A 22,578-nucleotide genomic window follows, 5' to 3' on the forward strand; every position below is an offset into this window, starting at 1 on the left:
ACCGCTCGCCAAGACCGCACCAATCGGGTAATCTCGAACTCGTTTTGCCTCGGCGGTAGATTATCCTCACAGCATATAATTTTGTGCGTTAGTCCACAGATTTGGCCTTAAGGAATTGTTTCAACATGCCCAGGTAATTAGTCTCGTGTCGCTTGGCATTTTTTTATAACGATATTTGTCGTTAAGGACTTCAAGGGAAAACAAACAACATGGTCAAATCTCAACCGATTTTGAGATATATCTTGCGCGGGATTCCCGCGATTGCAGTAGCGGTTCTGCTTTCTGCATGTAGTGCAAATAACACCGCAAAGAATATGCATCCTGAGACACGTGCAGTGGGTAGTGAAACATCATCACTGCAAGCTTCTCAGGATGAATTTGAAAACCTGGTTCGTAATGTCGACGTAAAATCGCGAATTATGGATCAGTATGCTGACTGGAAAGGCGTACGTTATCGTCTGGGCGGCAGCACTAAAAAAGGTATCGATTGTTCTGGTTTCGTACAGCGTACATTCCGTGAGCAATTTGGCTTAGAACTTCCGCGTTCGACTTACGAACAGCAGGAAATGGGTAAATCTGTTTCCCGCAGTAATTTGCGTACGGGTGATTTAGTTCTGTTCCGTGCCGGTTCAACGGGACGCCATGTCGGTATTTATATCGGCAACAATCAGTTTGTCCATGCTTCCACCAGCAGTGGTGTTATTATTTCCAGCATGAATGAACCGTACTGGAAGAAGCGTTACAACGAAGCACGCCGGGTTCTCAGCCGCAGCTAATAAACCGTTTGGATGCAATCCCTTGGCTATCCTGACGAGTTAACTGAAAGCACTGCTTAGGCAGTGCTTTTTTGTTTTCATTCATCAGAGAAAATGATGTTTCCGCGTCTTGATCCAGGCTATAGTCCGGTCATTGTTATCTTTTAAATGTTGTCGTAATTTCAGGAAATTAACGGAATCATGTTCATACGCGCTCCCAATTCTGGACGTAAGCTCCTGCTTACCTGCATTGTTGCAGGCGTGATGATTGCGATACTGGTGAGTTGCCTTCAATTTTTAGTGGCCTGGCATAAGCACGAAGTCAAATACGACACACTGATTATCGACGTACAAAAGTATCTCGATACCTATTTTGCCGACCTGAAATCCACTACTGACCGGCTTCAGCCGCTGACCTTAGATACCTGCCAGCAGGCTAACCCCGAACTGACCGCTCGCGCGGCGTTTAGCATGAATGTCCGTACGTTTGTGCTGGTGAAAGATAAAAAAACATTCTGTTCATCTGCGACTGGTGAGATGGACATTCCACTCAATGAATTGATTCCGGCGCTCGACATTAATAAAAACGTCGATATGGCGATCTTACCCGGCACGCCGATGGTGCCGAACAAACCCGCAATCGTCATCTGGTATCGCAACCCTTTGCTGAAAAATAGCGGTGTGTTTGCCGCTCTGAATCTCAACCTGACGCCTTCTCTCTTTTATAGTTCACGGCAGGAAGATTACGATGGCGTCGCCCTCATTATTGGCAATACTGCGCTATCTACCTTTTCTTCACGTTTGATGAACGTTAATGAATTAACCGACATGCCGGTCCGTGAAACTAAAATTGCGGGCATTCCTCTGACCGTTCGGCTTTATGCGGATGACTGGACATGGAACGATGTGTGGTACGCATTTTTACTGGGCGGCATGAGTGGAACTGTCGTTGGCCTGCTCTGCTATTACCTGATGAGCGTACGTATGCGCCCCGGCAGAGAAATCATGACCGCCATCAAGCGCGAACAATTTTACGTGGCGTATCAACCGGTGGTGGATACACAAGCTTTGCGAGTAACGGGCCTGGAAGTACTGCTACGCTGGCGGCATCCTGTCGCGGGAGAAATTCCCCCGGATGCCTTCATTAACTTTGCCGAATCGCAAAAGATGATTGTGCCGCTGACTCAGCACCTGTTTGAGTTAATTGCCCGCGATGCCGCAGAATTAGAAAAAGTGCTGCCGGTAGGCGTCAAATTTGGCATTAACATTGCGCCGGACCATCTGCACAGCGAAAGCTTTAAAGCAGATATCCAGAAACTGCTCACTTCCCTACCCGCACACCATTTCCAGATTGTGCTGGAAATTACCGAGCGCGATATGCTGAAAGAGCAAGAAGCCACACAACTCTTCGCCTGGCTGCACTCGGTCGGCGTAGAAATTGCTATTGATGACTTCGGCACCGGGCACAGCGCGCTTATCTATCTTGAGCGTTTTACGCTCGATTATCTGAAAATTGACCGTGGATTTATCAACGCCATCGGTACGGAAACGATCACTTCACCCGTACTTGACGCGGTGCTGACGCTGGCGAAACGCCTCAATATGCTGACGGTTGCTGAAGGGGTCGAAACGCCGGAACAGGCGCGATGGCTAAGCGAACGCGGCGTTAATTTCATGCAAGGCTACTGGATTAGTCGCCCGTTACCGCTGGACGATTTTGTTCGCTGGCTAAAGAAACCGTATACGCCGCAGTGGTAAGGTGTGCTTACGTCCCTTATTATTCATAGTGAAAGCATGCCGGATTGCGGCTAATGATGAGTAAAAGGAAATCCGTTGCAGATGATTGTGCGCATACTGCTGCTGTTTATCGCTCTGTTCACCTTTGGTGCGCAGGCGCAGGCTATCAAGGAAAGCTATGCCTTTGCCGTGCTGGGCGAACCCCGGTACGCGTTTAATTTCAACCATTTTGATTATGTGAACCCCGCCGCGCCAAAAGGTGGGCAGATAACGTTGTCAGCCCTCGGTACCTTCGATAATTTCAACCGCTATGCACTGCGCGGCAACCCGGGCGCACGCACCGAGCAGCTGTACGACACGCTATTTACGACTTCCGATGACGAACCAGGCAGTTATTACCCGCTGATTGCTGAAAGCGCACGCTATGCTGACGATTATTCCTGGGTGGAGGTCGCTATTAATCCGCGCGCCCGTTTTCATGATGGTTCGCCCATTACTGCCCGCGATGTAGAGTTTACTTTTCAAAAATTTATGACCGAAGGCGTGCCGCAATTTCGTCTGGTCTACAAAGGCACCACCGTCAAAGCCATTGCGCCGTTAACCGTGCGCATTGAGTTAGCTAAACCCGGCAAAGAAGATATGTTGAGTCTGTTTTCGCTGCCGGTATTTCCAGAAAAGTACTGGAAGGATCACAAACTTAGCGATCCGCTCGCCACGCCTCCGCTTGCCAGTGGTCCGTACCGAATTACGTCCTGGAAAATGGGGCAAAATATTGTCTATTCCCGCGTGAAAGATTACTGGGCAGCAAACTTACCGGTAAACCGTGGACGCTGGAATTTCGACACCATTCGCTACGATTATTACCTCGATGATAATGTCGCCTTTGAAGCGTTTAAAGCAGGTGCCTTTGATTTGCGTATGGAAAACGACGCTAAAAACTGGGCCACGCGTTATACCGGTAAAAATTTCGATAAAAAATACATCATCAAAGATGAGCAAAAGAACGAATCAGCCCAGGATACGCGCTGGCTGGCGTTTAATATCCAACGTCCGGTATTCAGCGATCGCCGGGTCCGGGAAGCAATCACCCTCGCCTTTGACTTTGAATGGATGAACAAGGCGTTGTTTTACAATGCCTGGAGTCGCACGAACAGTTATTTTCAGAATACCGAATACGCGGCCAGAAATTACCCCGAAGCCGCGGAGCTGGTGCTTCTGGCACCAATGAAAAAAGATCTACCGTCAGAAGTCTTCACACAAATCTACCAGCCGCCGGTATCTAAAGGCGATGGCTACGATCGTGACAACCTGTTAAAAGCCGACAAACTTCTCAACGAAGCGGGCTGGGTGCTGAAGGGTCAGCAACGCGTTAATGCCACAACGGGTCAGCCACTCAGCTTTGAATTATTGCTTCCCGCAAGCAGCAATAGTCAGTGGGTATTGCCGTTCCAGCACAGCCTGCAACGGCTGGGTATCAACATGGACATTCGCAAGGTGGATAACTCGCAAATCACCAACCGCATGCGCAGTCGCGACTATGACATGATGCCGCGCGTATGGCGGGCGATGCCGTGGCCCAGTTCCGATTTACAGATTTCCTGGTCATCGGAATATATCAATTCCACTTATAATGCCCCCGGCGTGCAAAGTCCGGTTATCGACTCGCTGATCAATCAAATTATTGCCGCGCAGGGAAATAAAGAAAAATTACTGCCGTTAGGGCGAGCACTGGATCGCGTATTAACGTGGAATTATTACATGCTGCCAATGTGGTACATGGCGGAAGACCGTCTCGCCTGGTGGGATAAATTCTCCCAACCCGCTGTACGCCCTGTTTACAGCCTGGGTATCGATACCTGGTGGTATGACGTTAATAAAGCGGCCAAACTGCCGTCAGCCAGACAACAGGGAGAGTAGATGGGCGCTTATCTGATTCGCCGTCTGTTGCTGGTGATCCCAACGTTATGGGCGATTATCACTATCAACTTTTTCATCGTGCAAATTGCGCCTGGCGGTCCGGTCGACCAGGCCATCGCCGCCATTGAGTTTGGTAATGCCGGAGTATTACCCGGCGCAGGCGGTGAAGGTATTCGCGCCAGCCATGCGCAAACGGGCGTCGGCAATATCAGCGACAGTAATTACCGTGGCGGACGCGGATTAGATCCAGAAGTGATCGCCGAGATCACTCATCGCTACGGTTTCGATAAGCCGATCCACGAACGTTACTTCAAAATGCTCTGGGACTACATCCGCTTTGATTTTGGTGATAGCCTTTTTCGCAGCGCCTCGGTGCTGACGCTGATTAAAGACAGTCTGCCGGTTTCCATCACCCTCGGATTGTGGAGCACGCTGATTATCTATCTGGTGTCGATTCCGTTAGGCATTCGCAAAGCTGTTTATAATGGGAGCCGCTTTGACGTCTGGAGTAGCGCATTTATCATCATCGGCTACGCCATTCCGGCCTTTTTGTTTGCCATCCTGCTGATTGTCTTCTTCGCGGGCGGCAGCTATTTTGACCTGTTCCCTCTACGCGGCCTGGTTTCCGCTAACTTTGATTCGCTGCCGTGGTATCAGCAAATCACCGATTATCTGTGGCATATCACGCTACCGGTGCTGGCGACAGTGATTGGTGGCTTTGCGGCGCTGACCATGCTGACCAAAAACTCATTCCTTGATGAAGTGCGCAAGCAATACGTGGTGACCGCGCGTGCGAAAGGGGTAAGTGAGAAAAACATTCTCTGGAAACATGTGTTCCGCAACGCCATGCTGCTGGTGATTGCCGGTTTTCCGGCGACGTTTATCAGCATGTTTTTTACCGGCTCGCTGCTGATTGAGGTGATGTTTTCACTCAATGGTCTTGGCTTACTGGGCTACGAAGCGACCGTCTCGCGCGATTATCCTGTAATGTTTGGTACCTTGTATATTTTCACCCTGATTGGCCTGCTGCTGAATATTGTCAGTGATATCAGCTATACGCTGGTCGATCCGCGTATAGATTTTGAGGGACGTTAATGTCGCGACTCAGCCCCGTCAATCAGGCCCGTTGGGCGCGTTTTCGCCATAACCGTCGCGGATACTGGTCGTTATGGATTTTCCTCGTCTTGTTTGGTTTGAGTTTGTGTTCTGAACTTATCGCTAACGATAAACCGTTGCTGGTGCGTTATGACGGCAGTTGGTATTTCCCGTTGTTGAAAAACTACAGCGAAAGCGATTTTGGCGGCCCGCTGGCAAGTCAGGCTGATTATCAGGACCCGTGGCTGAAACAACGGCTGGAAAATAACGGCTGGGTACTGTGGGCACCGATTCGCTTTGGTGCTACCAGTATCAACTTTGCTACCGATAAGCCCTTCCCTTCTCCACCCTCCCGGCAAAACTGGCTGGGAACGGATGCCAACGGCGGCGATGTGCTGGCACGCATTCTCTATGGCACGCGGATCTCGGTTCTGTTTGGCCTGATGCTGACTCTCTGTTCCAGCGTGATGGGCGTGCTGGCGGGGGCGCTACAAGGCTATTACGGCGGTAAAGTCGATCTCTGGGGACAACGCTTTATTGAAGTATGGTCGGGGATGCCGACGCTGTTTTTGATTATTTTACTTTCCAGCGTCGTACAGCCTAACTTCTGGTGGCTGCTGGCAATTACTGTCTTGTTTGGCTGGATGAGTCTGGTCGGCGTGGTGCGGGCGGAGTTTTTACGTACTCGTAATTTCGACTACATTCGTGCGGCACAGGCGCTTGGCGTCAGCGATCGCAGTATCATCCTGCGTCATATGTTGCCTAATGCCATGGTCGCGACCCTCACCTTTTTACCGTTTATTTTATGTAGTTCGATAACCACCCTGACCTCGCTCGATTTCCTCGGCTTCGGTCTACCGCTCGGTTCACCGTCACTCGGTGAACTGCTGTTACAAGGGAAAAATAACCTTCAGGCCCCGTGGCTTGGGATCACCGCCTTCTTGTCGGTGGCGATATTATTGTCTTTGCTGATCTTTATTGGTGAAGCCGTCCGCGACGCATTTGATCCTAATAAGGCGGTGTAGCATGACGCAAACTCTGTTAGCGATTGAAAATTTGTCGGTGGGTTTTCGCCATCAGCAAACCGTACGTACAGTAGTCAATGATGTTTCACTACAGATTGAGGCTGGCGAAACGCTGGCGCTGGTGGGTGAGTCAGGTTCAGGCAAAAGCGTTACCGCGCTGTCAATTTTACGCCTGCTCCCTTCCCCGCCGGTTGAATATCTCTCCGGCGATATTCGTTTTCATGGCGAATCGCTGCTTCATGTCAGCGATCAAACGTTGCGCGGTGTACGCGGTAATAAGATCGCCATGATTTTTCAGGAACCGATGGTGTCGTTAAATCCATTGCATACCCTGGAAAAACAGCTTTATGAAGTGCTTTCACTCCACCGCGGGATGCGTCGGGAAGCGGCTCGTGGCGAAATTCTTAACTGCCTTGATCGCGTTGGTATCCGCCAGGCGGCAAAACGGCTGACAGATTATCCGCATCAGCTCTCCGGCGGCGAACGCCAGCGGGTGATGATTGCGATGGCGCTGTTAACGCGACCGGAATTATTAATTGCCGATGAACCGACCACCGCACTGGACGTCTCTGTCCAGGCGCAGATTTTACAGCTGTTGCGCGAACTGCAAGGCGAGCTGAATATGGGCATGCTGTTTATTACTCATAACCTCAGCATTGTCAGAAAACTGGCCCACCGCGTGGCGGTAATGCAAAACGGTCGCTGTGTCGAGCAAAATTACGCCGCTACGCTATTTGCATCACCCACTCATCCTTACACACAAAAGCTACTCAACAGTGAACCGTCAGGCGATCCAGTGCCGTTGCCAGAACCTGCCTCAACGTTGCTGGATGTTGAACAGCTTCAGGTTGCCTTCCCCATTCGCAAAGGGATTTTGAAGCGCATTGTGGATCATAATGTGGTGGTGAAAAACATCAGTTTTACGCTACGAGCGGGTGAAACACTGGGTTTAGTGGGCGAGTCCGGTTCCGGGAAAAGTACGACGGGACTGGCGCTGCTGCGACTGATTAATTCTCAGGGCAGCATCATCTTTGACGGTCAGCCACTGCAAAATTTAAATCGCCGCCAGCTGTTACCTATTCGTCATCGCATTCAGGTGGTATTTCAGGATCCAAACTCCTCGCTCAACCCACGACTCAACGTTTTGCAGATTATTGAGGAAGGCTTACGGGTTCACCAGCCGACGCTTTCTGCCGCACAACGCGAACAACAAGTGATAGCCGTGATGCATGAAGTGGGATTAGATCCTGAAACACGCCACCGTTATCCGGCGGAGTTCTCTGGTGGTCAGCGACAACGTATTGCGATTGCCAGGGCATTAATTCTTAAGCCCTCGCTGATCATACTTGATGAACCGACATCATCACTCGACAAAACGGTACAGGCGCAAATATTGACGCTATTGAAATCATTGCAACAAAAGCATCAACTGGCCTATTTGTTTATCAGCCACGATTTGCACGTTGTCCGCGCGTTATGTCATCAGGTTATCGTACTGCGACAAGGGGAAGTAGTGGAACAAGGACCGTGCGCGCGCGTGTTTGCCACACCGCAGCAGGAGTATACGCGTCAGCTACTGGCGTTGAGCTGACGCTTAAAAAGGATTGTAGTTTGAAAAGGGTTCGGCAATTGCCACACCAAAATTTTTCAATCGGCATGTTGCAGCAAACTCGTCCTGGCGATTTACAAACAGGCACGGCTCACCTTCACACTCCAGCACCGAACATGGAACTTCGATGTCGCTTAACGCCTGGCTTAGTTTATACATCACCGACCATGCATTATCACCATCCGGGCTAAGCAATTTAAGCGCCACCAGGCTGTTGTCACCGCACGGTCCATTTTGCGGAATCGGTTCAACCTTCGAACCTGCGAAACCAGCAGACCAGCGATAGTTCTGCGGTAGACGATGGACGATTGAGAGTTGTAATGAAGTCACTTATTTTCCCCGGAAGTACATTTACTTCACAATTTGTTTACATCAATTTTAACACATCATCAACAATCCGTCTTTATACAGATCGTAAAGATTGATGCCTCGCCTGAGTGGCCTCTATGGCTCTGATTTAAGTAATATCTGCGGGCGTGGTCACGTTTGCGGGGCTATATGTACCCGTTTCTGCGATCTAACTCAACCTTTTTAACTACAATGATGTGACTTTTTACATAAATTGATTTTACATAAAATAAACATATATCGGGGGAATGATAGATTTGTGGTTGACATGCATCAACAAAGGAAGCCTTTTAGCTTCCTCGTTGTGCAATAGATCACCGTTTTTTCGGCCGACTGGCGTACAGACAGAAGAGAATGGAGCTGGTTGCGCAGAATGCAATTGACCAAATCATCGGCCATGCAGAGTTAAAGGTCGCAAGAGAAAGCAATGCGCCAACAATTGCCCCTATGCCAAAACGGAAGGTTCCTGCCAGCGAAGATGCCGTTCCCGCCATATGGGGAAACTCATCAAGAATGACCGCCATCGCATTGGATGACACCATCGACACGCAGCCCACAAACGCCGCAACGCCAACCACCAGCGACCAGAATCCCAGCCCCAGCAGCGCACTGATGACCATCCACGCCGCCATAATAAACTGTATCCACAACCCCGAGCGGAACATATTTAACGCGCCAATGCGGCGGACGAAGCGGCTGTTAAAAATGGTCATCACGAACAGGAAAACAATGTTTAGTGCAAAGTAATAACCAAAGTTTTCCGGCGCGACGTGGTTAATTTCAATGTAGACAAACGGTCCGGCGCTTAAGAACGAGAACATCCCGGCAAAGCTGAAACCACTGGCAAGCATATAACTCAGGACACGCTTATGACGGAACAGCGCCGCAAAGTTACCAATAGTGGTACGAATGTGAAAAGGCTGGCGACGCTCCGGTGGTAAGGTTTCTTTAATCAGGAAGAAAATCATTGCCGAAGCCAGAATCGCCGCTAATGCCAGGATCCAGAAGATGTAATGCCAGCTCAGCCACACCAGCACCCAACCGCCGACAATCGGTGCCATCAGCGGTGCAATAGTGGTCACCAGCATGACAAACGACATCATCCGCGAGAACTCTTCTTTCGGGTAAATATCGCGCATCAGGGCGTTAATGACCACGCTGGCCGCAGCCGCAGCCAGCCCGTGGAAGAAACGCATCACAATCAGCTGATCGATGGTGTTTGCCAACGCACACGCCACCGTGGCGGCGGCAAACACCAGCGTACCGCCGAGCACCACCGGCTTACGCCCGAAGCTGTCTGCCATCGGCCCGTAGATTAACTGCCCCAACGCAAAGCCCAGAATATAAGTACTGAGGGTCATCTGCGTACTGCCCGCAGGTACGCCAAACTGCGCTGAAATTACCGGTAGCGCGGGCAGATACATATCAATCGACAGCGGCATCAACATGGCCAGCAGGCCAAGGATAAAAACAATAGCAAACGACGAATGCTGTCGGGTGGTCACAACGGGCTCCTGAAAGTCATGGAAAAGTTAGACGACGCTGGCAATTTCTTCTTCAGTTAACGGACGATATTCACCGGGGGCTAAATCAGCATCCAGCGTAATACCGCCAATACGTTCACGATGCAGCTCAACCACATGGTTACCCACAGCGGCGAACATGCGTTTCACCTGATGATAACGCCCTTCGCTGATGGTCAGACGAACCTGCGTTGGGGTAATCACTTCCAGCACCGCAGGCTTAGTGAGATCTTTTTCGTTATGCAGCTGTACGCCTTTGGCAAATTGCTCTGCCGTATCGTCAGCTACAGGTGATTCCAGTGTCACCAGATAGGTCTTCTCGCAATGATGGCGCGGAGAAGTAATGCGGTGCGACCACTGACCATCATCAGTCATCAGCACCAGACCGGTGGTATCGATATCCAGACGTCCTGCGGCGTGCAGTTTCCAGGCTACCGGTTCATCCAGAAAATAGAGCACCGTTGGGTGATCAGGGTCGTCCGTGGAGCAAACATAGCCCTGAGGCTTATTGAGCATGAAGTAATGTGGACCATGTTGCTGCGCCAGCGGGTTGCCATCGTAAGCGACATCATGTTCAGGAAGCAGTTTGAACGCTGCATTACGGACGATTTCGCCATCGACGGTGACACGATTGCCGCGGATTTCACGCCCGGCAATAGCACGGCTAACGCCGAGTTGCTGTGCGATAAATTTATCAAGTCGCATGTGTGTGATTTTGCCTGTAAAAACGGAGGTCGGGCATTGACCCGAAAATCTGAACTGTTGTCTGCCCAGTATAGCGGTCTAATAACTTCCCTCAAGGGAAAAAGAACCGTGGCATACTATTAGCAGAATAATCTACCTACGCGAGACCATGATTTTTACACTTCGCCCATATCAGCAAGAAGCCGTGGATGCCACGCTCAACCATTTTCGTCGTCATAAAACCCCTGCCGTTATCGTGCTGCCCACCGGCGCAGGTAAAAGCCTGGTGATAGCGGAACTGGCACGGCTGGCTCGTGGTCGCGTACTGGTGCTGGCACACGTTAAAGAACTGGTGGCGCAAAACCATGCAAAGTATCAGGCGCTGGGGCTGGAAGCCGATATTTTTGCCGCCGGGCTAAAGCGTAAAGAGAGCCACGGTAAAGTGGTATTTGGCAGTGTGCAGTCGGTCGCCCGTAATCTTGATGCCTTTCAGGGTGAATTTTCGCTGTTGATTGTCGATGAATGTCACCGTATTGGTGACGATGAAGAGAGCCAGTATCAGCAAATCCTCACTCACCTGACAAAAGTGAATCCCCACTTACGCCTGCTGGGGCTGACTGCCACGCCTTTTCGACTGGGCAAAGGCTGGATCTACCAGTTCCATTATCACGGCATGGTACGCGGCGATGAGAAAGCCCTTTTCCGTGACTGCATTTATGAACTGCCGCTGCGTTATATGATTAAACACAGCTATCTGACGCCGCCAGAACGACTGGATATGCCAGTAGTGCAATACGATTTCAGCCGCTTGCAGGCACAGAGTAACGGGCTGTTCAGCGAAGCTGATCTCAACCGCGAGCTAAAAAAACAACAACGTATTACCCCGCACATCATCAGCCAGATTATGGAGTTTGCTGCAACGCGCAAAGGGGTGATGATTTTCGCCGCCACCGTTGAACACGCAAAAGAGATTGTGGGATTACTACCCGCCGAAGATGCTGCACTGATTACTGGCGACACCCCCGGCGCTGAGCGCGATGTGTTAATTGAAGATTTTAAAGCCCAGCGTTTTCGCTATCTGGTCAACGTCGCAGTACTGACCACCGGATTTGACGCCCCGCACGTCGATCTTATCGCCATTCTGCGCCCTACCGAATCAGTGAGTCTTTACCAACAAATTGTCGGGCGCGGTCTGCGTCTCGCTCCGGGCAAGACTGATTGTTTAATTCTTGATTATGCGGGTAATCCTCACGATCTCTACGCGCCGGAAGTTGGTACACCGAAAGGCAAAAGTGACAACGTTCCGGTACAGGTTTTCTGCCCTGCCTGCGGTTTTGCCAACACCTTTTGGGGGAAAACGACCGCCGACGGGACATTGATTGAACACTTTGGTCGCCGCTGTCAGGGATGGTTTGAAGATGACGACGGTCATCGCGAACAGTGTGACTTCCGTTTCCGTTTTAAAAATTGCCCGCAATGTAACGCAGAAAATGATATTGCCGCTCGCCGCTGCCGCGAATGTGACACGGTACTGGTTGATCCGGATGATATGTTAAAAGCGGCGCTACGACTGAAAGATGCGCTGGTATTACGCTGTAGCGGCATGTCTTTGCAGCATGAGCACGACGAGAAAGGCGAATGGTTGAAAATCACCTATTACGATGAAGACGGCGCGGATGTGAGTGAGCGTTTCCGTCTGCAAACGCCCGCCCAGCGAACTGCCTTCGAGCAGCTTTTTATCCGCCCGCATACGCGCACACCGGGCATCCCTCTGCGCTGGATCACCGCCGCCGATATCCTCGCCCAGCAAGCCTTATTGCGACACCCGGATTTTGTCGTTGCCCGCATGAAAGGTCAGTACTGGCAAGTGCGTGAAAAAGTGTTCGATTACGAAGGTCGTTTTCGTCGGGCGCACGAATTACGCGGTTAATGGTAGTTTTGATTGATGTATAAAGCGATTGAGTATAGAATCTCGCCCGCTTTTGCATACGCAAAGCAGATCACTTACCTGTTGCTGGGTCGCCTGTAGCAGGATTAATTTAAGAGAGAAAGAAATGTTTACTATCAACGCAGAAGTACGTAAAGAGCAGGGTAAGGGTGCGAGCCGCCGCCTGCGTGCCGCTAACAAGTTCCCGGCAATCATCTACGGTGGCAAAGAAGCGCCGCTGGCTATCGAGCTGGATCACGACAAAGTCATGAACATGCAAGCTAAAGCTGAATTCTACAGCGAAGTTCTGACCATCGTTGTTGACGGTAAAGAAATCAAAGTTAAAGCTCAGGACGTACAGCGTCACCCGTACAAACCGAAGCTGCAGCACATCGACTTCGTTCGCGCTTAATTGCTGAATAAGTTGTAAAAAACCCCGCTCCGGCGGGGTTTTTTGTATCTGCAGATTATGCCTGATTACGGTATTGCTATTTTTTGCAGGCCAGATAAGGCGTTCACGCCGCATCTGGCATTCAGAACACAAAACCGATTAATTGCCGCCAGACGTCCGGCGCTGCAATTGGTCACGCAAATTCGGCGGCGTGCCTTTAATGGTCAGGGTATCGGTTGCCGGATCCCAGAAGATGCGTTCACCTAACAGCATCGCATCAAAGTTAATAGTCAAGCCACCGCCGCTACCGGCAAACTTCGTCAACTGACGCAGTGTGCTACGGTCTGCCGGGAAGCTCTCTTCCAGTTCGTAGCCTTTTTCAGCCGCAAACTCCGTGAAACTCACTTCGCTGACGCCTGCCAGCTCTTTCGACAGCGACTCCAGTTCGATCTCTTCGCCTGCCTGCAGCTGCTCATTACAGTAGCTATAAACCTGCTGGCGCACGTTCTGTCGCTCTGCTTTATCCAGTTGTGCTTCGGCAGTGAAATCATCAACCGCTTGCAACAGCCCACGGTTTTGCGCTTTCGCGTTTAACCCTTCGCTGGCCCCGAGGAAATCCATAAAGAAATCCGCCACTTTGCGCCCTACTCGCCCTTTCAGGAAAGTGAGATAGCGGGTGGACTCTGGATTGGTTTCCCATTCGGTTAAATCGATACGCGCAACAATATCCGCATGATTGATATCAAGATAATGGGTTGGATTGATGTCGAGATTTTCGTTAACGCGCATACTGCTCAGGTTGCTCAGAACTGCCACCAGCAGATACTCCACCGCCAGATAACGGTAGTGGCAAAACAGCACGAATCCACCGTCAGCAAAAGGATATTTCGCTAATTCGTCACGCAGGCGCCCGGTTGCCGCGCGGCTAAATGCCAGAAAGTCCTCTTCGCCCTGACGCTGTAAGCGCAGCGTCTGCGCCAGTTCACTCTCTTCGCTAAACAAGCCGTAAGCTTTATTTTTGGCGCTATAGACCCGATGCAGTTCTGCCACCATCTCAACGACGGTTTCTGTCGGTTCCAGCAATGAATCGCGCAACACCAGCTCAAGGTTCTGCTCATCACGCTTGATAAGCTGGTGCAGAGCAATCTGGTTGATATCCAGACTCATGATAAACTCTCCTTTAAGACCGGGCGGTATTCAACCACCGCCGGTTAAGCGACGCAATAAAAGATGGCGGTCATTTTACAGAAGGCAGCGTAACGAGAATGATTTAACGCATAAAAAAGCAGAAAAAAAACCGTTGCTACGGTAATATGTTGCCCTTTCATCAACTAACTGATTTCGATTTATGCCACAAATTTCCCGCTACAGTGATGAACAGGTTGAACAATTGCTCGCAGAGCTGCTCAACGTACTGGAAAAACATAAGGCTCCGACCGACCTTTCCCTGATGGTGTTAGGCAACATGGTCACTAACCTTATCAATACCAGCATTGCCCCGGCCCAACGCCAGGCAATTGCCAACTCTTTTGCCCGCGCCTTACAGTCCTCTATCAACGAAGACAAAGCGCACTAAGGGAAACAGATAACAGGTTATGGTAACTCATCGTCAGCGCTACCGTGAAAAAGTCTCCCAGATGGTCAGTTGGGGGCACTGGTTTGCACTGTTCAATATTCTGCTTTCGCTCGTCATTGGCAGCCGTTACCTGTTTATCGCCGACTGGCCGACAACGCTTGCTGGTCGCATTTATTCCTACGTAAGCATTATCGGCCATTTCAGCTTCCTGGTGTTCGCCACCTACTTGCTGATCCTCTTCCCGCTGACCTTTATCGTCGGCTCCCAGAGGCTGATGAGGTTTTTGTCCGTCATTCTGGCAACGGCGGGAATGACGCTATTACTGATCGATAGCGAAGTCTTTACTCGTTTCCATCTCCATCTTAATCCCATCGTCTGGCAACTGGTTATCAACCCAGACGAAAATGAGATGGCGCGCGACTGGCAGCTGATGTTCATCAGCGTGCCGGTTATTTTATTGCTTGAACTGGTGTTTGCGACGTGGAGCTGGCAAAAGCTGCGCAGCCTGACGCGTCGTCGGCGCTTCGCGCGCCCGCTGGCCGCATTCTTATTTATCGCCTTTATCGCCTCGCATGTGGTGTATATCTGGGCCGATGCCAACTTCTATCGCCCGATCACCATGCAGCGCGCTAACCTGCCGCTTTCGTACCCGATGACGGCGCGACGTTTTCTTGAGAAGCATGGTCTGCTTGATGCGCAGGAGTATCAACGCCGTCTTATTGAGCAAGGTAATCCAGACGCCGTTTCCGTTCAGTATCCGTTAAGCGAACTGCGCTATCGCGATATGGGCACCGGGCAGAATGTGCTGTTGATTACTGTCGATGGCCTGAACTACTCACGCTTCGAGAAGCAGATGCCTGCGCTGGCAGGTTTTGCTGAGCAAAATATTTCGTTCACGCGCCATATGAGCTCCGGCAACACTACAGACAACGGCATCTTTGGCCTGTTCTATGGCATCTCGCCGAGCTATATGGACGGCATTCTGTCGACCCGTACCCCTGCGGCGTTAATTACTGCGCTTAATCAGCAAGGCTATCAGCTGGGATTATTCTCATCAGATGGCTTTACCAGCCCGCTGTATCGCCAGGCATTGTTGTCAGATTTCTCGATGCCGAGCGTACGCACCCAATCCGACGAGCAGACCGCCACGCAGTGGATCAACTGGCTGGGCCGCTACGCACAAGAAGATAACCGCTGGTTCTCGTGGGTCTCTTTCAATGGCACTAACATTGACGACAGCAATCAGCAGGCATTTGCACGGAAATATAGCCGGGCGGCAGGCAATGTCGATGACCAGATCAACCGCGTGCTCAATGCACTGCGTGATTCTGGCAAACTGGACAATACGGTGGTGATTATCACTGCCGGTCGGGGTATTCCGCTGAGCGAAGACGAAGAAACCTTTGACTGGTCCCACGGTCATCTGCAGGTGCCATTAGTGATTCACTGGCCAGGCACGCCGGCGCAGCGTATTAATGCTCTGACTGATCATACCGATCTGATGACGACGCTGATGCAACGCCTGCTACATGTCAGCACACCTGCCAGCGAATATTCGCAAGGTCAGGATTTGTTCAACCCTCAACGCCGTCATTACTGGGTTACTGCAGCGGATAACGATACGCTGGCAATTACCACCCCGAAAAAGACGCTGGTGCTGAACAATAACGGTAAATACCGCACTTACAACTTACGTGGTGAAAGAGTGAAAGATGAAAAACCACAGTTAAGTTTGTTATTGCAAGTGCTGACAGACGAGAAGCGTTTTATCGCTAACTGATTAATTATAAATCAGTTAGCAAAATATCTTACTTGCAATCGGTGTGGAAAACGGTAGTATTAGCAGCCACGAGTCGGCACGTAGCGCAGCCTGGTAGCGCACCGTCATGGGGTGTCGGGGGTCGGAGGTTCAAATCCTCTCGTGCCGACCAAATCGCCCATTATTAATTATCGTTTTTATGAAATAAGCCCGCTAATTCATTGAATAGCGGGTTTTTTTATTGTTTTTAGTCATCGTTATTCGACGGTAACAGTGGTTTTCAGCCGTTTTTTTTAGTTATATGTTTAGTTATACGGGCTGGCGCATAGCTAAATCCGTATAACTAGAACCTGTTTTTTCCCGTGGATTCATAAACGTATGGCAAGAAAGGCGACCCCACTCACCACCACACAGATCAAAGCAGCTAAACCAGCGGAAAAAGAATACACCCTACAGGATGGCGGCGGGCTTTTTCTCGTTATTAAGCCGTCTGGTTCGAAACTATGGCGATTCAACTACTATCGACCATCGAACAAAAAACGAACAATCATTAGTTTGGGCTCGCTTGATGAAGTCTCCCTGGCTGATGCCAGAAAACGCCGTAGCGAGTACAGGACGTTAATTGCGGCAGGAACCGACCCGCAGGAATACGAACGGCAAAAACTCGAAGCAGAGGCTCGACGACAGGGCAACACGTTCGAAAATGTGGCCGCATTGTGGTACGAAATGAAAAAAAACCAGAATCTCGCCCACAATACGATCAAGGACATCTGGCGCTCGCTAGAGAAATATGTATTCCCGTATATCGGAAACACACCGATAGATACTCTCACCGCTCGCCGCTTTGTTGAGATACTCACGCCCATCAAGGCACGTGGCAACCTGGAAACACTGAAACGCGTTTTACAGCGCATCAATGAAGTGATGGATTTTGCTGCCAACAGTGGACTGATTGACATCAACACCGCCGCGAACGTTCGCAAGGCATTCCCTTCCCCCACCAAAAAGCACATGCCAACCATCCGACCGGAACAACTACCGCAGCTAATGCACGATTTATCGATCGCCAGCATAGAACGGCAAACCAGATTGCTGATTGAGTGGCAGTTGTTAACCGCAACCCGCCCAGCCGAAGCCTCCGCCGCACGGTGGGAAGAAATCAACCTTGAGGCGGCAACCTGGACGATACCAGCCGGACGCATGAAGATGCGCCGTGATCATGTGATCCCCCTTTGCGCTCAGGCGATGGCAGTGCTTGAAGCCATGAAGCCGATTAGCGCACGAAGGGAGCATGTTTTCCCAAGTCTTAAAAATCCAGTGCAATCAATGAGCAGCCAGACAGCAAACGCAGCATTACGACGAATGGGTTACGCTGGTGTGCTGGTATCTCACGGACTACGCGCAATATTCAGCACGGCGGCGAATGAAGAAGGATTTGAACCTGACGTGATCGAAGCCGCACTAGCCCACGTGGACACAAACGAAGTTAGACGGGCATACAACCGAAGCAACTACCTGGAAAAACGTAAAGTGTTAATGTGCTGGTGGGGTGATTTTGTGGAAGCAGCCGCAACCGGAACAACCATCGCCAGCGGGCACAGAGGATTACGCGGAATAAAATAAAATATTTAAAAAATTATTAGCTCCTAATTGGTATCAGTTAGGAGCTAATTTGTGTCTCATTACTTTCTCAATACTGTCTCATTTTGAGAAACATTTAAATTCTTTTTATGTTAGAAAATTAAAAAATAACCAATCACATAGCTCTTATTAAATAATTCTTGACTGTCTTTTTTATAGATTTGTATGCTTATTACATTACTTACCGTTATTTTCATTCAAAAAGCGATATTTTGCTGTCCAGAGGAGAAATAGGATGAGGGCTATTCTTTTACGACCAGAGGTAAAGGCCTTGCTACGCATTAAATCTGATTCGACCCTAACGGAGATGGTTAACAAAGGCGGGTTCCCCAAAGGATTCCGTATCGGGCTGCGTCGCATTGGCTGGTATGAAGATGAGGTACTCGCCTGGTTGAAAGAACGTGAGAGAGAAACTCGTGAAGCATAAGTGTGATTAACGCTGGCCTGATTACTATCAAGCAACAAAACAATTAAGAGAGAACATTATGAATACTGGCAAAAATGCCCAAACAGGGGCAGGTTTTCGTTCAACCATAAAAAATTATGGCTGATGTTATTATTCAGTTCAAACCGTACGAACGAATTAATTGAACTAATAGCACTTCCGTTTTAAACGGAAACGTACAATCGCATAGCTTAAACAACAAAAGAAATATGTTGCTTACGAATAAAACAAAGGCGACCGCAGAGGGTCGCCAGAAGGCATATATTAAACTTGAATGCATCGCCAACAATGCCATATTTCCGGCTGGTGAGCAATGTGATTTGTGTGGTGGGCACACCTTCAACACATCCGACCACATGAGCAAGAAAACGGGATATACTCCCTGCGCACCTCATAAAACGGGTGTCGGGATTACCACCCCGCTGGAGTTACAGGCGATACAGACGCGCCAGGCGTCTTTTTTTGTATCGGCGCACGCGCACGCCTTATCAATGGTGGGCTGTATGGGGCTGACTTCGGTCAGGCTGGTTTCCTGTAACACCAGTTGTGGTAACCCTGTACAGTCCACCGCCATCGAGCTTACCACCTCCGGCGGTGGGTATATCCCAACGTTACAGGAGGCTGCCAAATGGCTACTACCCCTACCCTCGAACATTCTCAAAACACATTTATCTGGCGCTTTGTCATCTTTAATCCGACTGATTCCCGTGTTGTTCACGTCGAGGAATCAACCGAACGAGAAGCGCGTAACTGTTGCCCGTCCGGCTGTGTTGCTGTATTCGCTGCCCGTATTCGTCAGGGGGTGAGGCATGCTTAAGCGATTTCAGATAACCGCACGCGCTGTAAATCATCAAGGCCACGTTATTGATAATCAGCAAAACGTGAACGCCACCAGCGTTAATGCAGCTATCGCAATATTGAAAGAAGAGTTAATCGGCTGTGGGTTCACGCAGGTGATGATCCGTGCCGTAATTGAAGTGGCGACAGTTCATTAATCTCATTAATACAGCTTTAACAAAAACGTAATTCGATAAATGAAAGCAAAAAATTCTGGCTTTACTGCCAGCGGTAAAACTCGTCCTGAATTCATGCACGGCGATATTTACCGCGATAAATACGGCAGCACGGTAATGATTAAGGGCGTGAGTGAACGACGCATGACCTACCGCCGTGAAGGATACGAATATGACTGCGTGATGCCTGTTTATCAGTTCCAGCGTGATTTTACGCTGGTGGATCATCGTGAAACCGTAAATCAGAACCGTGCAGCAAGATATATCCGCAAAATCCGCGAAATGCTGGTTACTGGGGGCAAGAAATGAAACGCGCACCGAACTTAAAGCACCAGCCAGCCGACAAAATGACGGAGGTTATCATTTTTGCGGGTAGTGATGCGTGGAGCCATGCGAAAGAGTGGCAGGAATGGGCAGGTAAGCATATTGCCGCCGACAATGTGCCGCCTGTCGTTCTGTCAGATGAACACCTGAAAGATATTACCGGTTATCAGATTATTGATGATAGCCGTCAGTGTGTGCGTGTTTACCGCGCAGGGCACATCACTGAACGTAGCCTTACACAGATCGTCACATTGCTGGCTGTGGCTGGCGTGAAGACCGTATACGAATATGCGGGGATAACTGACACCAGCCCGGCGGATTTATCCGACCAGTTGCCTCGCCTCAAAGACGAATACGAGCGCGGGGAAAGTCTGGTGTTGCCCTTAAAGAAAAAAATCACAGAAAGCCAGGGCGATGATGAATTAAAACCCCGCGTTGAAAGTCGCGCCGATGGTGTTTTCTGGGTAACGCCCAAAGTTGACAAACAGTCAGGCGAAATTATCCGGCCTGAGGCGTGGTTATGTTCCCCGCTTGAACTACTGGGAACGGGAACGATCGGTAAAGAGCATTACCGCGTGATGCGCTGGAAAAAATTAGCAAATCATGAAGTCATCACAATGGCGATCCCGTGCGGTGGCATTGGCGACCGTGACGGCTGGCGGCTGCTGAAAGACCACGGACTCAATGTGACAACCAACGGCAAATACAGGGCTATCCTGGCTGACTGGATGCAGTTAAACGGAAACCATGAGGAATGGCAGTTAAGCACAACAACGGGGTGGCATTTTGGCGCGTACATCATGCCGGACGGTTCAGTCATTGGTGAGTCTGAAAAACCGATCCTGTTTACCGGAAAAACGGCTGCCGTTAATGGTTATTCCGTAGCAGGAACGACAGAGGGCTGGCGCGATACAGTGGCGCGACTGGCTGGTGGTAATCCGTCCATGATGCTGGGTGTGGCGGTATCGTTATCAGCACCATTAATCGGGCTGGTGGGCGCTGACGGCTTCGGGGTACATCTTTTCGAACAATCATCGGCAGGGAAAACCACCACACAGAACATCGCATCAAGTTTATGGGGAGAGCCGGACGCGCAACGGCTGACCTGGTACGGCACAGCGTTAGGTATCGCTAACGAGGCAGAGGCGCACAACGACGGGCTGTTACCCCTGGATGAAATAGGCCAGGCCGGAAACGCGCGGGAGGTGTCCACGTCAGCCTATACGCTGTTTAACGGTTCCGGGAAATTACAGGGGGCGAAGGACGGCGGCAACCGGGAGATAAAACACTGGCGCACGGTGGCGATCAGTACCGGAGAAATGGATGTTGAAACATTCCTCAAAAGTGAGGGGATAAAAGTCAAGGCGGGGCAGCTTGTCAGGTTGCTTAACGTGCCGATGGAGAAGTCTACGCAGTTTCACGAATACAGCACAGGAAAGGCGCACGCAGACGCGTTAAAAGCCGCCTGGACAGAAAACCACGGGGCGGCGGGTCGTGAATGGGTTAAATGGCTGGCAGCCCACCAGCAGGAGGCTAAGGACACGGTAAGGGCGTGCCGTGAACGGTGGCGCAACCTAATACCGGAGAGCTACGGCGAACAGGTTCATCGCGTAGGGGAACGATTCGCCATACTGGAGGCCGCGCTTGTGCTGTCCGGTCATGTTACGGGCTGGAATGTTCAGACGTGCTGTGATGCCATTCAGCATAACTTTAATGCCTGGGTGAAGGAGTTCGGCACGGGTAACAAGGAACACAGGCAGATTATTGAACAGGCAGAGGCATTTCTTACTGCCTACGGCATGAGCAGGTTTGCGCCTGTCAATTATGACCCTGCAAGCCTGCCGATTTCAGAACTGTACGGCTACAGGGAAAGCGAGGGGCGTTACGGTGAGCCTGTTTTGTTTTACGTCCTGCCGGAGCCATTTAAATCGCATGTGGCGAAGGGATTTAACAAGGATGCCGTAGCAAGAGCCCTTCACGAAGCCGGAATGCTGAAAAAGCCAGCCAGCGGGGAAGGATGGCAAATCAGAACACCACGTCTTAAGCACATGAAGGGGGCACGACTAAGGGTGTACGGCCTTTTACTTGCACAGGATCATGATGATGAAGGTGGTTAATCTCTCGCGTGTAGGTTTAAAGACTCTTGTCCCACCTGTCCCAACCTGTGAGAAACACACATAACATACTGAATTATATTGGGTAATATCAGAAAAAGTGGGACAAGAGCGGGACAAGTTAAGGTGATTTTGGGACAAGTTAGGAGCATTTTGGGACAAGTCAGCAGGCGTTATTTTTTGCCTGGCTGGTGGACATTAAAAATCCAACCAACATTTAAAACCGGAGAGCAGACAATATGACGGCACAAATATCAGCTTACGGGCGGTTGGTGGCTGACCCGCAGTTAAAAACCACCAGCAAGGGAACACCAATGGCGCTGGTGAGTATGGCTGTTCCCCTTCCGTGCAGTCAGGCATATGACGGAACAGCGACGATGTGGTTATCCGTCCTGGCGTTTGGCAGACAGGCCGATGCACTGGCAAAACACCAGAAAGGCGAACTGGTGAGCGTGGCGGGTAACATGCAGATAAGCCAGTGGACAGACCAGAACGGGGAAATGCGGCAGGGCTGGCAGGTCATCGCAGACAGCGTAATCAGTGCGCGAACCGTGCGACCAGGAGGCAGGAAAGGACAGCAAGGGCAGGCTACTGACGCACTGAACAGAACAAAGCAGCAGACGGGCCAGCAGGATGACCCGTATGAGGACGAAATACCATTTTAACTGCCAGTGGATTCACTAACAGAGGTTAAC

21 protein-coding genes, 1 tRNA gene and 1 pseudogene are annotated in these 22,578 nt (G+C 50.4%); 19 read left to right on the forward strand and 4 right to left on the reverse strand.

What is annotated here, in order from left to right; genetic code table 11:
• The first annotated feature begins 209 nt into the window (after positions 1-209).
• From mepS to yejF, 6 genes are all read left to right on the forward strand, one after another.
• Positions 210-776 carry a bifunctional murein DD-endopeptidase/murein LD-carboxypeptidase gene (mepS, locus tag FTE26_RS16935; RefSeq protein WP_000241011.1) on the forward strand — a complete coding sequence of 189 codons (567 nt, stop codon included), beginning with the start codon at positions 210-212 and terminating at the stop codon, positions 774-776.
• A 180-nt stretch (positions 777-956) separates the two neighbouring features.
• Positions 957-2,513 carry a cyclic di-GMP phosphodiesterase gene (locus tag FTE26_RS16940; protein WP_000470573.1) on the forward strand — a complete coding sequence of 519 codons (1,557 nt, stop codon included), beginning with the start codon at positions 957-959 and terminating at the stop codon, positions 2,511-2,513.
• An 81-nt stretch (positions 2,514-2,594) separates the two neighbouring features.
• Positions 2,595-4,409, forward strand: coding sequence for an extracellular solute-binding protein (locus FTE26_RS16945; RefSeq protein WP_001296836.1), 1,815 nt, complete (start codon positions 2,595-2,597; stop codon positions 4,407-4,409).
• On the forward strand, positions 4,410-5,504 hold the full coding sequence (locus FTE26_RS16950; RefSeq protein WP_000501584.1) for a microcin C ABC transporter permease YejB: 1,095 nt from the start codon (positions 4,410-4,412) through the stop codon (positions 5,502-5,504).
• A complete protein-coding gene (locus tag FTE26_RS16955; RefSeq protein ID WP_000088916.1) occupies positions 5,504-6,529 on the forward strand; it encodes an ABC transporter permease in 1,026 nt (341 codons plus the stop codon). The genes FTE26_RS16950 and FTE26_RS16955 overlap by 1 nt, the downstream gene beginning before the upstream one ends.
• 1 nt (position 6,530) lies before the next feature.
• A complete protein-coding gene (yejF, locus tag FTE26_RS16960) occupies positions 6,531-8,120 on the forward strand; it encodes a microcin C ABC transporter ATP-binding protein YejF (RefSeq protein WP_000194940.1) in 1,590 nt (529 codons plus the stop codon).
• A 3-nt stretch (positions 8,121-8,123) separates the two neighbouring features.
• On the opposite strand, the gene FTE26_RS16965 is transcribed toward yejF, so the two are convergent.
• The 3 genes from FTE26_RS16965 to rsuA all read right to left on the reverse strand — a co-directional run bounded on the left by FTE26_RS16965 (position 8,124) and on the right by rsuA (position 10,714).
• On the reverse strand, positions 8,124-8,468 hold the full coding sequence (locus tag FTE26_RS16965; RefSeq protein WP_000202798.1) for a YejG family protein: 345 nt from the start codon (positions 8,466-8,468) through the stop codon (positions 8,124-8,126).
• Between the two features lie 332 nt (positions 8,469-8,800).
• Entirely contained in the window at positions 8,801-9,991 is a 1,191-nt protein-coding gene (gene bcr, locus FTE26_RS16970) for a multidrug efflux MFS transporter Bcr (RefSeq protein WP_000213392.1), read from the reverse strand.
• A gap of 27 nt (positions 9,992-10,018) precedes the next feature.
• Positions 10,019-10,714, reverse strand: a complete 696-nt coding sequence (gene rsuA, locus FTE26_RS16975) for a 16S rRNA pseudouridine(516) synthase RsuA (RefSeq protein WP_085674644.1) — start codon at positions 10,712-10,714, stop codon at positions 10,019-10,021.
• A 148-nt stretch (positions 10,715-10,862) separates the two neighbouring features.
• On the opposite strand from rsuA, the gene FTE26_RS16980 reads away from it, so the two are divergent.
• Together FTE26_RS16980 and rplY are read left to right on the forward strand one after the other, a co-directional pair.
• Positions 10,863-12,623 carry a DEAD/DEAH box helicase gene (locus FTE26_RS16980; protein WP_001296832.1) on the forward strand — a complete coding sequence of 587 codons (1,761 nt, stop codon included), beginning with the start codon at positions 10,863-10,865 and terminating at the stop codon, positions 12,621-12,623.
• Between the two features lie 124 nt (positions 12,624-12,747).
• Positions 12,748-13,032, forward strand: a complete 285-nt coding sequence (gene rplY / locus FTE26_RS16985) for a 50S ribosomal protein L25 (protein WP_000494183.1) — start codon at positions 12,748-12,750, stop codon at positions 13,030-13,032.
• A gap of 138 nt (positions 13,033-13,170) precedes the next feature.
• On the opposite strand, the gene yejK is transcribed toward rplY, so the two are convergent.
• A complete protein-coding gene (gene yejK, locus FTE26_RS16990; RefSeq protein WP_000050789.1) occupies positions 13,171-14,178 on the reverse strand; it encodes a nucleoid-associated protein YejK in 1,008 nt (335 codons plus the stop codon).
• 181 nt (positions 14,179-14,359) lie between these two features.
• Between yejK and FTE26_RS16995 the strand changes: the two genes are divergently transcribed.
• The 11 genes and pseudogenes from FTE26_RS16995 (at position 14,360) to FTE26_RS17045 (ending at position 22,548) form a co-directional block, all read left to right on the forward strand.
• On the forward strand, positions 14,360-14,587 hold the full coding sequence (locus FTE26_RS16995) for a YejL family protein (RefSeq protein WP_001135667.1): 228 nt from the start codon (positions 14,360-14,362) through the stop codon (positions 14,585-14,587).
• Positions 14,588-14,606: 19 nt separating this feature from the next.
• On the forward strand, positions 14,607-16,367 hold the full coding sequence (gene yejM / locus FTE26_RS17000) for an LPS biosynthesis-modulating metalloenzyme YejM (protein ID WP_000256200.1): 1,761 nt from the start codon (positions 14,607-14,609) through the stop codon (positions 16,365-16,367).
• Between the two features lie 74 nt (positions 16,368-16,441).
• Positions 16,442-16,518 (forward strand) — tRNA-Pro (locus FTE26_RS17005).
• Between the two features lie 206 nt (positions 16,519-16,724).
• Positions 16,725-17,969: an integrase domain-containing protein gene (locus tag FTE26_RS17010; RefSeq protein ID WP_000101294.1), complete on the forward strand. Its 1,245-nt coding sequence runs from the start codon at positions 16,725-16,727 to the stop codon at positions 17,967-17,969.
• A gap of 253 nt (positions 17,970-18,222) precedes the next feature.
• Complete coding sequence (locus FTE26_RS17015) at positions 18,223-18,414, forward strand: helix-turn-helix transcriptional regulator (protein WP_001201666.1); 192 nt, start codon at positions 18,223-18,225, stop codon at positions 18,412-18,414.
• 374 nt (positions 18,415-18,788) lie between these two features.
• Positions 18,789-19,010, forward strand: a pseudogene (locus FTE26_RS17020) (ash family protein); the annotation flags it as partial.
• A 50-nt stretch (positions 19,011-19,060) separates the two neighbouring features.
• Positions 19,061-19,249 carry a host cell division inhibitor Icd-like protein gene (locus FTE26_RS17025; RefSeq protein WP_085674647.1) on the forward strand — a complete coding sequence of 63 codons (189 nt, stop codon included), beginning with the start codon at positions 19,061-19,063 and terminating at the stop codon, positions 19,247-19,249.
• Positions 19,242-19,427, forward strand: coding sequence for a hypothetical protein (locus FTE26_RS17030; protein ID WP_000919328.1), 186 nt, complete (start codon positions 19,242-19,244; stop codon positions 19,425-19,427). Before FTE26_RS17025 ends, FTE26_RS17030 begins: the two co-directional genes overlap by 8 nt.
• Positions 19,428-19,466: 39 nt before the next feature.
• Complete coding sequence (locus FTE26_RS17035; protein WP_021543734.1) at positions 19,467-19,754, forward strand: DUF4222 domain-containing protein; 288 nt, start codon at positions 19,467-19,469, stop codon at positions 19,752-19,754.
• Positions 19,751-21,886, forward strand: coding sequence for a DUF927 domain-containing protein (locus tag FTE26_RS17040; protein ID WP_000817019.1), 2,136 nt, complete (start codon positions 19,751-19,753; stop codon positions 21,884-21,886). The genes FTE26_RS17035 and FTE26_RS17040 overlap by 4 nt, the downstream gene beginning before the upstream one ends.
• Before the next feature lie 236 nt (positions 21,887-22,122).
• Entirely contained in the window at positions 22,123-22,548 is a 426-nt protein-coding gene (locus tag FTE26_RS17045) for a single-stranded DNA-binding protein (protein ID WP_000126710.1), read from the forward strand.
• Positions 22,549-22,578: the final 30 nt, after the last annotated feature.

It is taken from the genome of Escherichia sp. S10b (assembly GCF_028421345.1).
Taxonomy (GTDB): Bacteria; Pseudomonadota; Gammaproteobacteria; order Enterobacterales; family Enterobacteriaceae; genus ECMA0423.

What these genes read in the sequence shown, in the direction of transcription:
- FTE26_RS16995 (WP_001135667.1), top strand. Translation starts at nt 14,360, where the DNA reads ATGCCACAAATTTCCCGCTACAGTGATGAACAGGTTGAACAATTGCTC.
- FTE26_RS17045 (WP_000126710.1), top strand. Translation starts at nt 22,123, where the DNA reads ATGACGGCACAAATATCAGCTTACGGGCGGTTGGTGGCTGACCCGCAG.
- yejK (WP_000050789.1), bottom strand. Translation starts at nt 14,178, where the DNA reads ATGAGTCTGGATATCAACCAGATTGCTCTGCACCAGCTTATCAAGCGT.
- FTE26_RS17035 (WP_021543734.1), top strand. Translation starts at nt 19,467, where the DNA reads ATGAAAGCAAAAAATTCTGGCTTTACTGCCAGCGGTAAAACTCGTCCT.
- FTE26_RS16950 (WP_000501584.1), top strand. Translation starts at nt 4,410, where the DNA reads ATGGGCGCTTATCTGATTCGCCGTCTGTTGCTGGTGATCCCAACGTTA.
- rsuA (WP_085674644.1), bottom strand. Translation starts at nt 10,714, where the DNA reads ATGCGACTTGATAAATTTATCGCACAGCAACTCGGCGTTAGCCGTGCT.
- FTE26_RS17040 (WP_000817019.1), top strand. Translation starts at nt 19,751, where the DNA reads ATGAAACGCGCACCGAACTTAAAGCACCAGCCAGCCGACAAAATGACG.
- FTE26_RS16980 (WP_001296832.1), top strand. Translation starts at nt 10,863, where the DNA reads ATGATTTTTACACTTCGCCCATATCAGCAAGAAGCCGTGGATGCCACG.
- FTE26_RS16945 (WP_001296836.1), top strand. Translation starts at nt 2,595, where the DNA reads ATGATTGTGCGCATACTGCTGCTGTTTATCGCTCTGTTCACCTTTGGT.
- FTE26_RS17015 (WP_001201666.1), top strand. Translation starts at nt 18,223, where the DNA reads ATGAGGGCTATTCTTTTACGACCAGAGGTAAAGGCCTTGCTACGCATT.
- FTE26_RS17025 (WP_085674647.1), top strand. Translation starts at nt 19,061, where the DNA reads ATGGCTACTACCCCTACCCTCGAACATTCTCAAAACACATTTATCTGG.
- rplY (WP_000494183.1), top strand. Translation starts at nt 12,748, where the DNA reads ATGTTTACTATCAACGCAGAAGTACGTAAAGAGCAGGGTAAGGGTGCG.
- yejM (WP_000256200.1), top strand. Translation starts at nt 14,607, where the DNA reads ATGGTAACTCATCGTCAGCGCTACCGTGAAAAAGTCTCCCAGATGGTC.
- FTE26_RS16940 (WP_000470573.1), top strand. Translation starts at nt 957, where the DNA reads ATGTTCATACGCGCTCCCAATTCTGGACGTAAGCTCCTGCTTACCTGC.
- FTE26_RS16955 (WP_000088916.1), top strand. Translation starts at nt 5,504, where the DNA reads ATGTCGCGACTCAGCCCCGTCAATCAGGCCCGTTGGGCGCGTTTTCGC.
- mepS (WP_000241011.1), top strand. Translation starts at nt 210, where the DNA reads ATGGTCAAATCTCAACCGATTTTGAGATATATCTTGCGCGGGATTCCC.
- FTE26_RS17030 (WP_000919328.1), top strand. Translation starts at nt 19,242, where the DNA reads ATGCTTAAGCGATTTCAGATAACCGCACGCGCTGTAAATCATCAAGGC.
- yejF (WP_000194940.1), top strand. Translation starts at nt 6,531, where the DNA reads ATGACGCAAACTCTGTTAGCGATTGAAAATTTGTCGGTGGGTTTTCGC.
- FTE26_RS17010 (WP_000101294.1), top strand. Translation starts at nt 16,725, where the DNA reads ATGGCAAGAAAGGCGACCCCACTCACCACCACACAGATCAAAGCAGCT.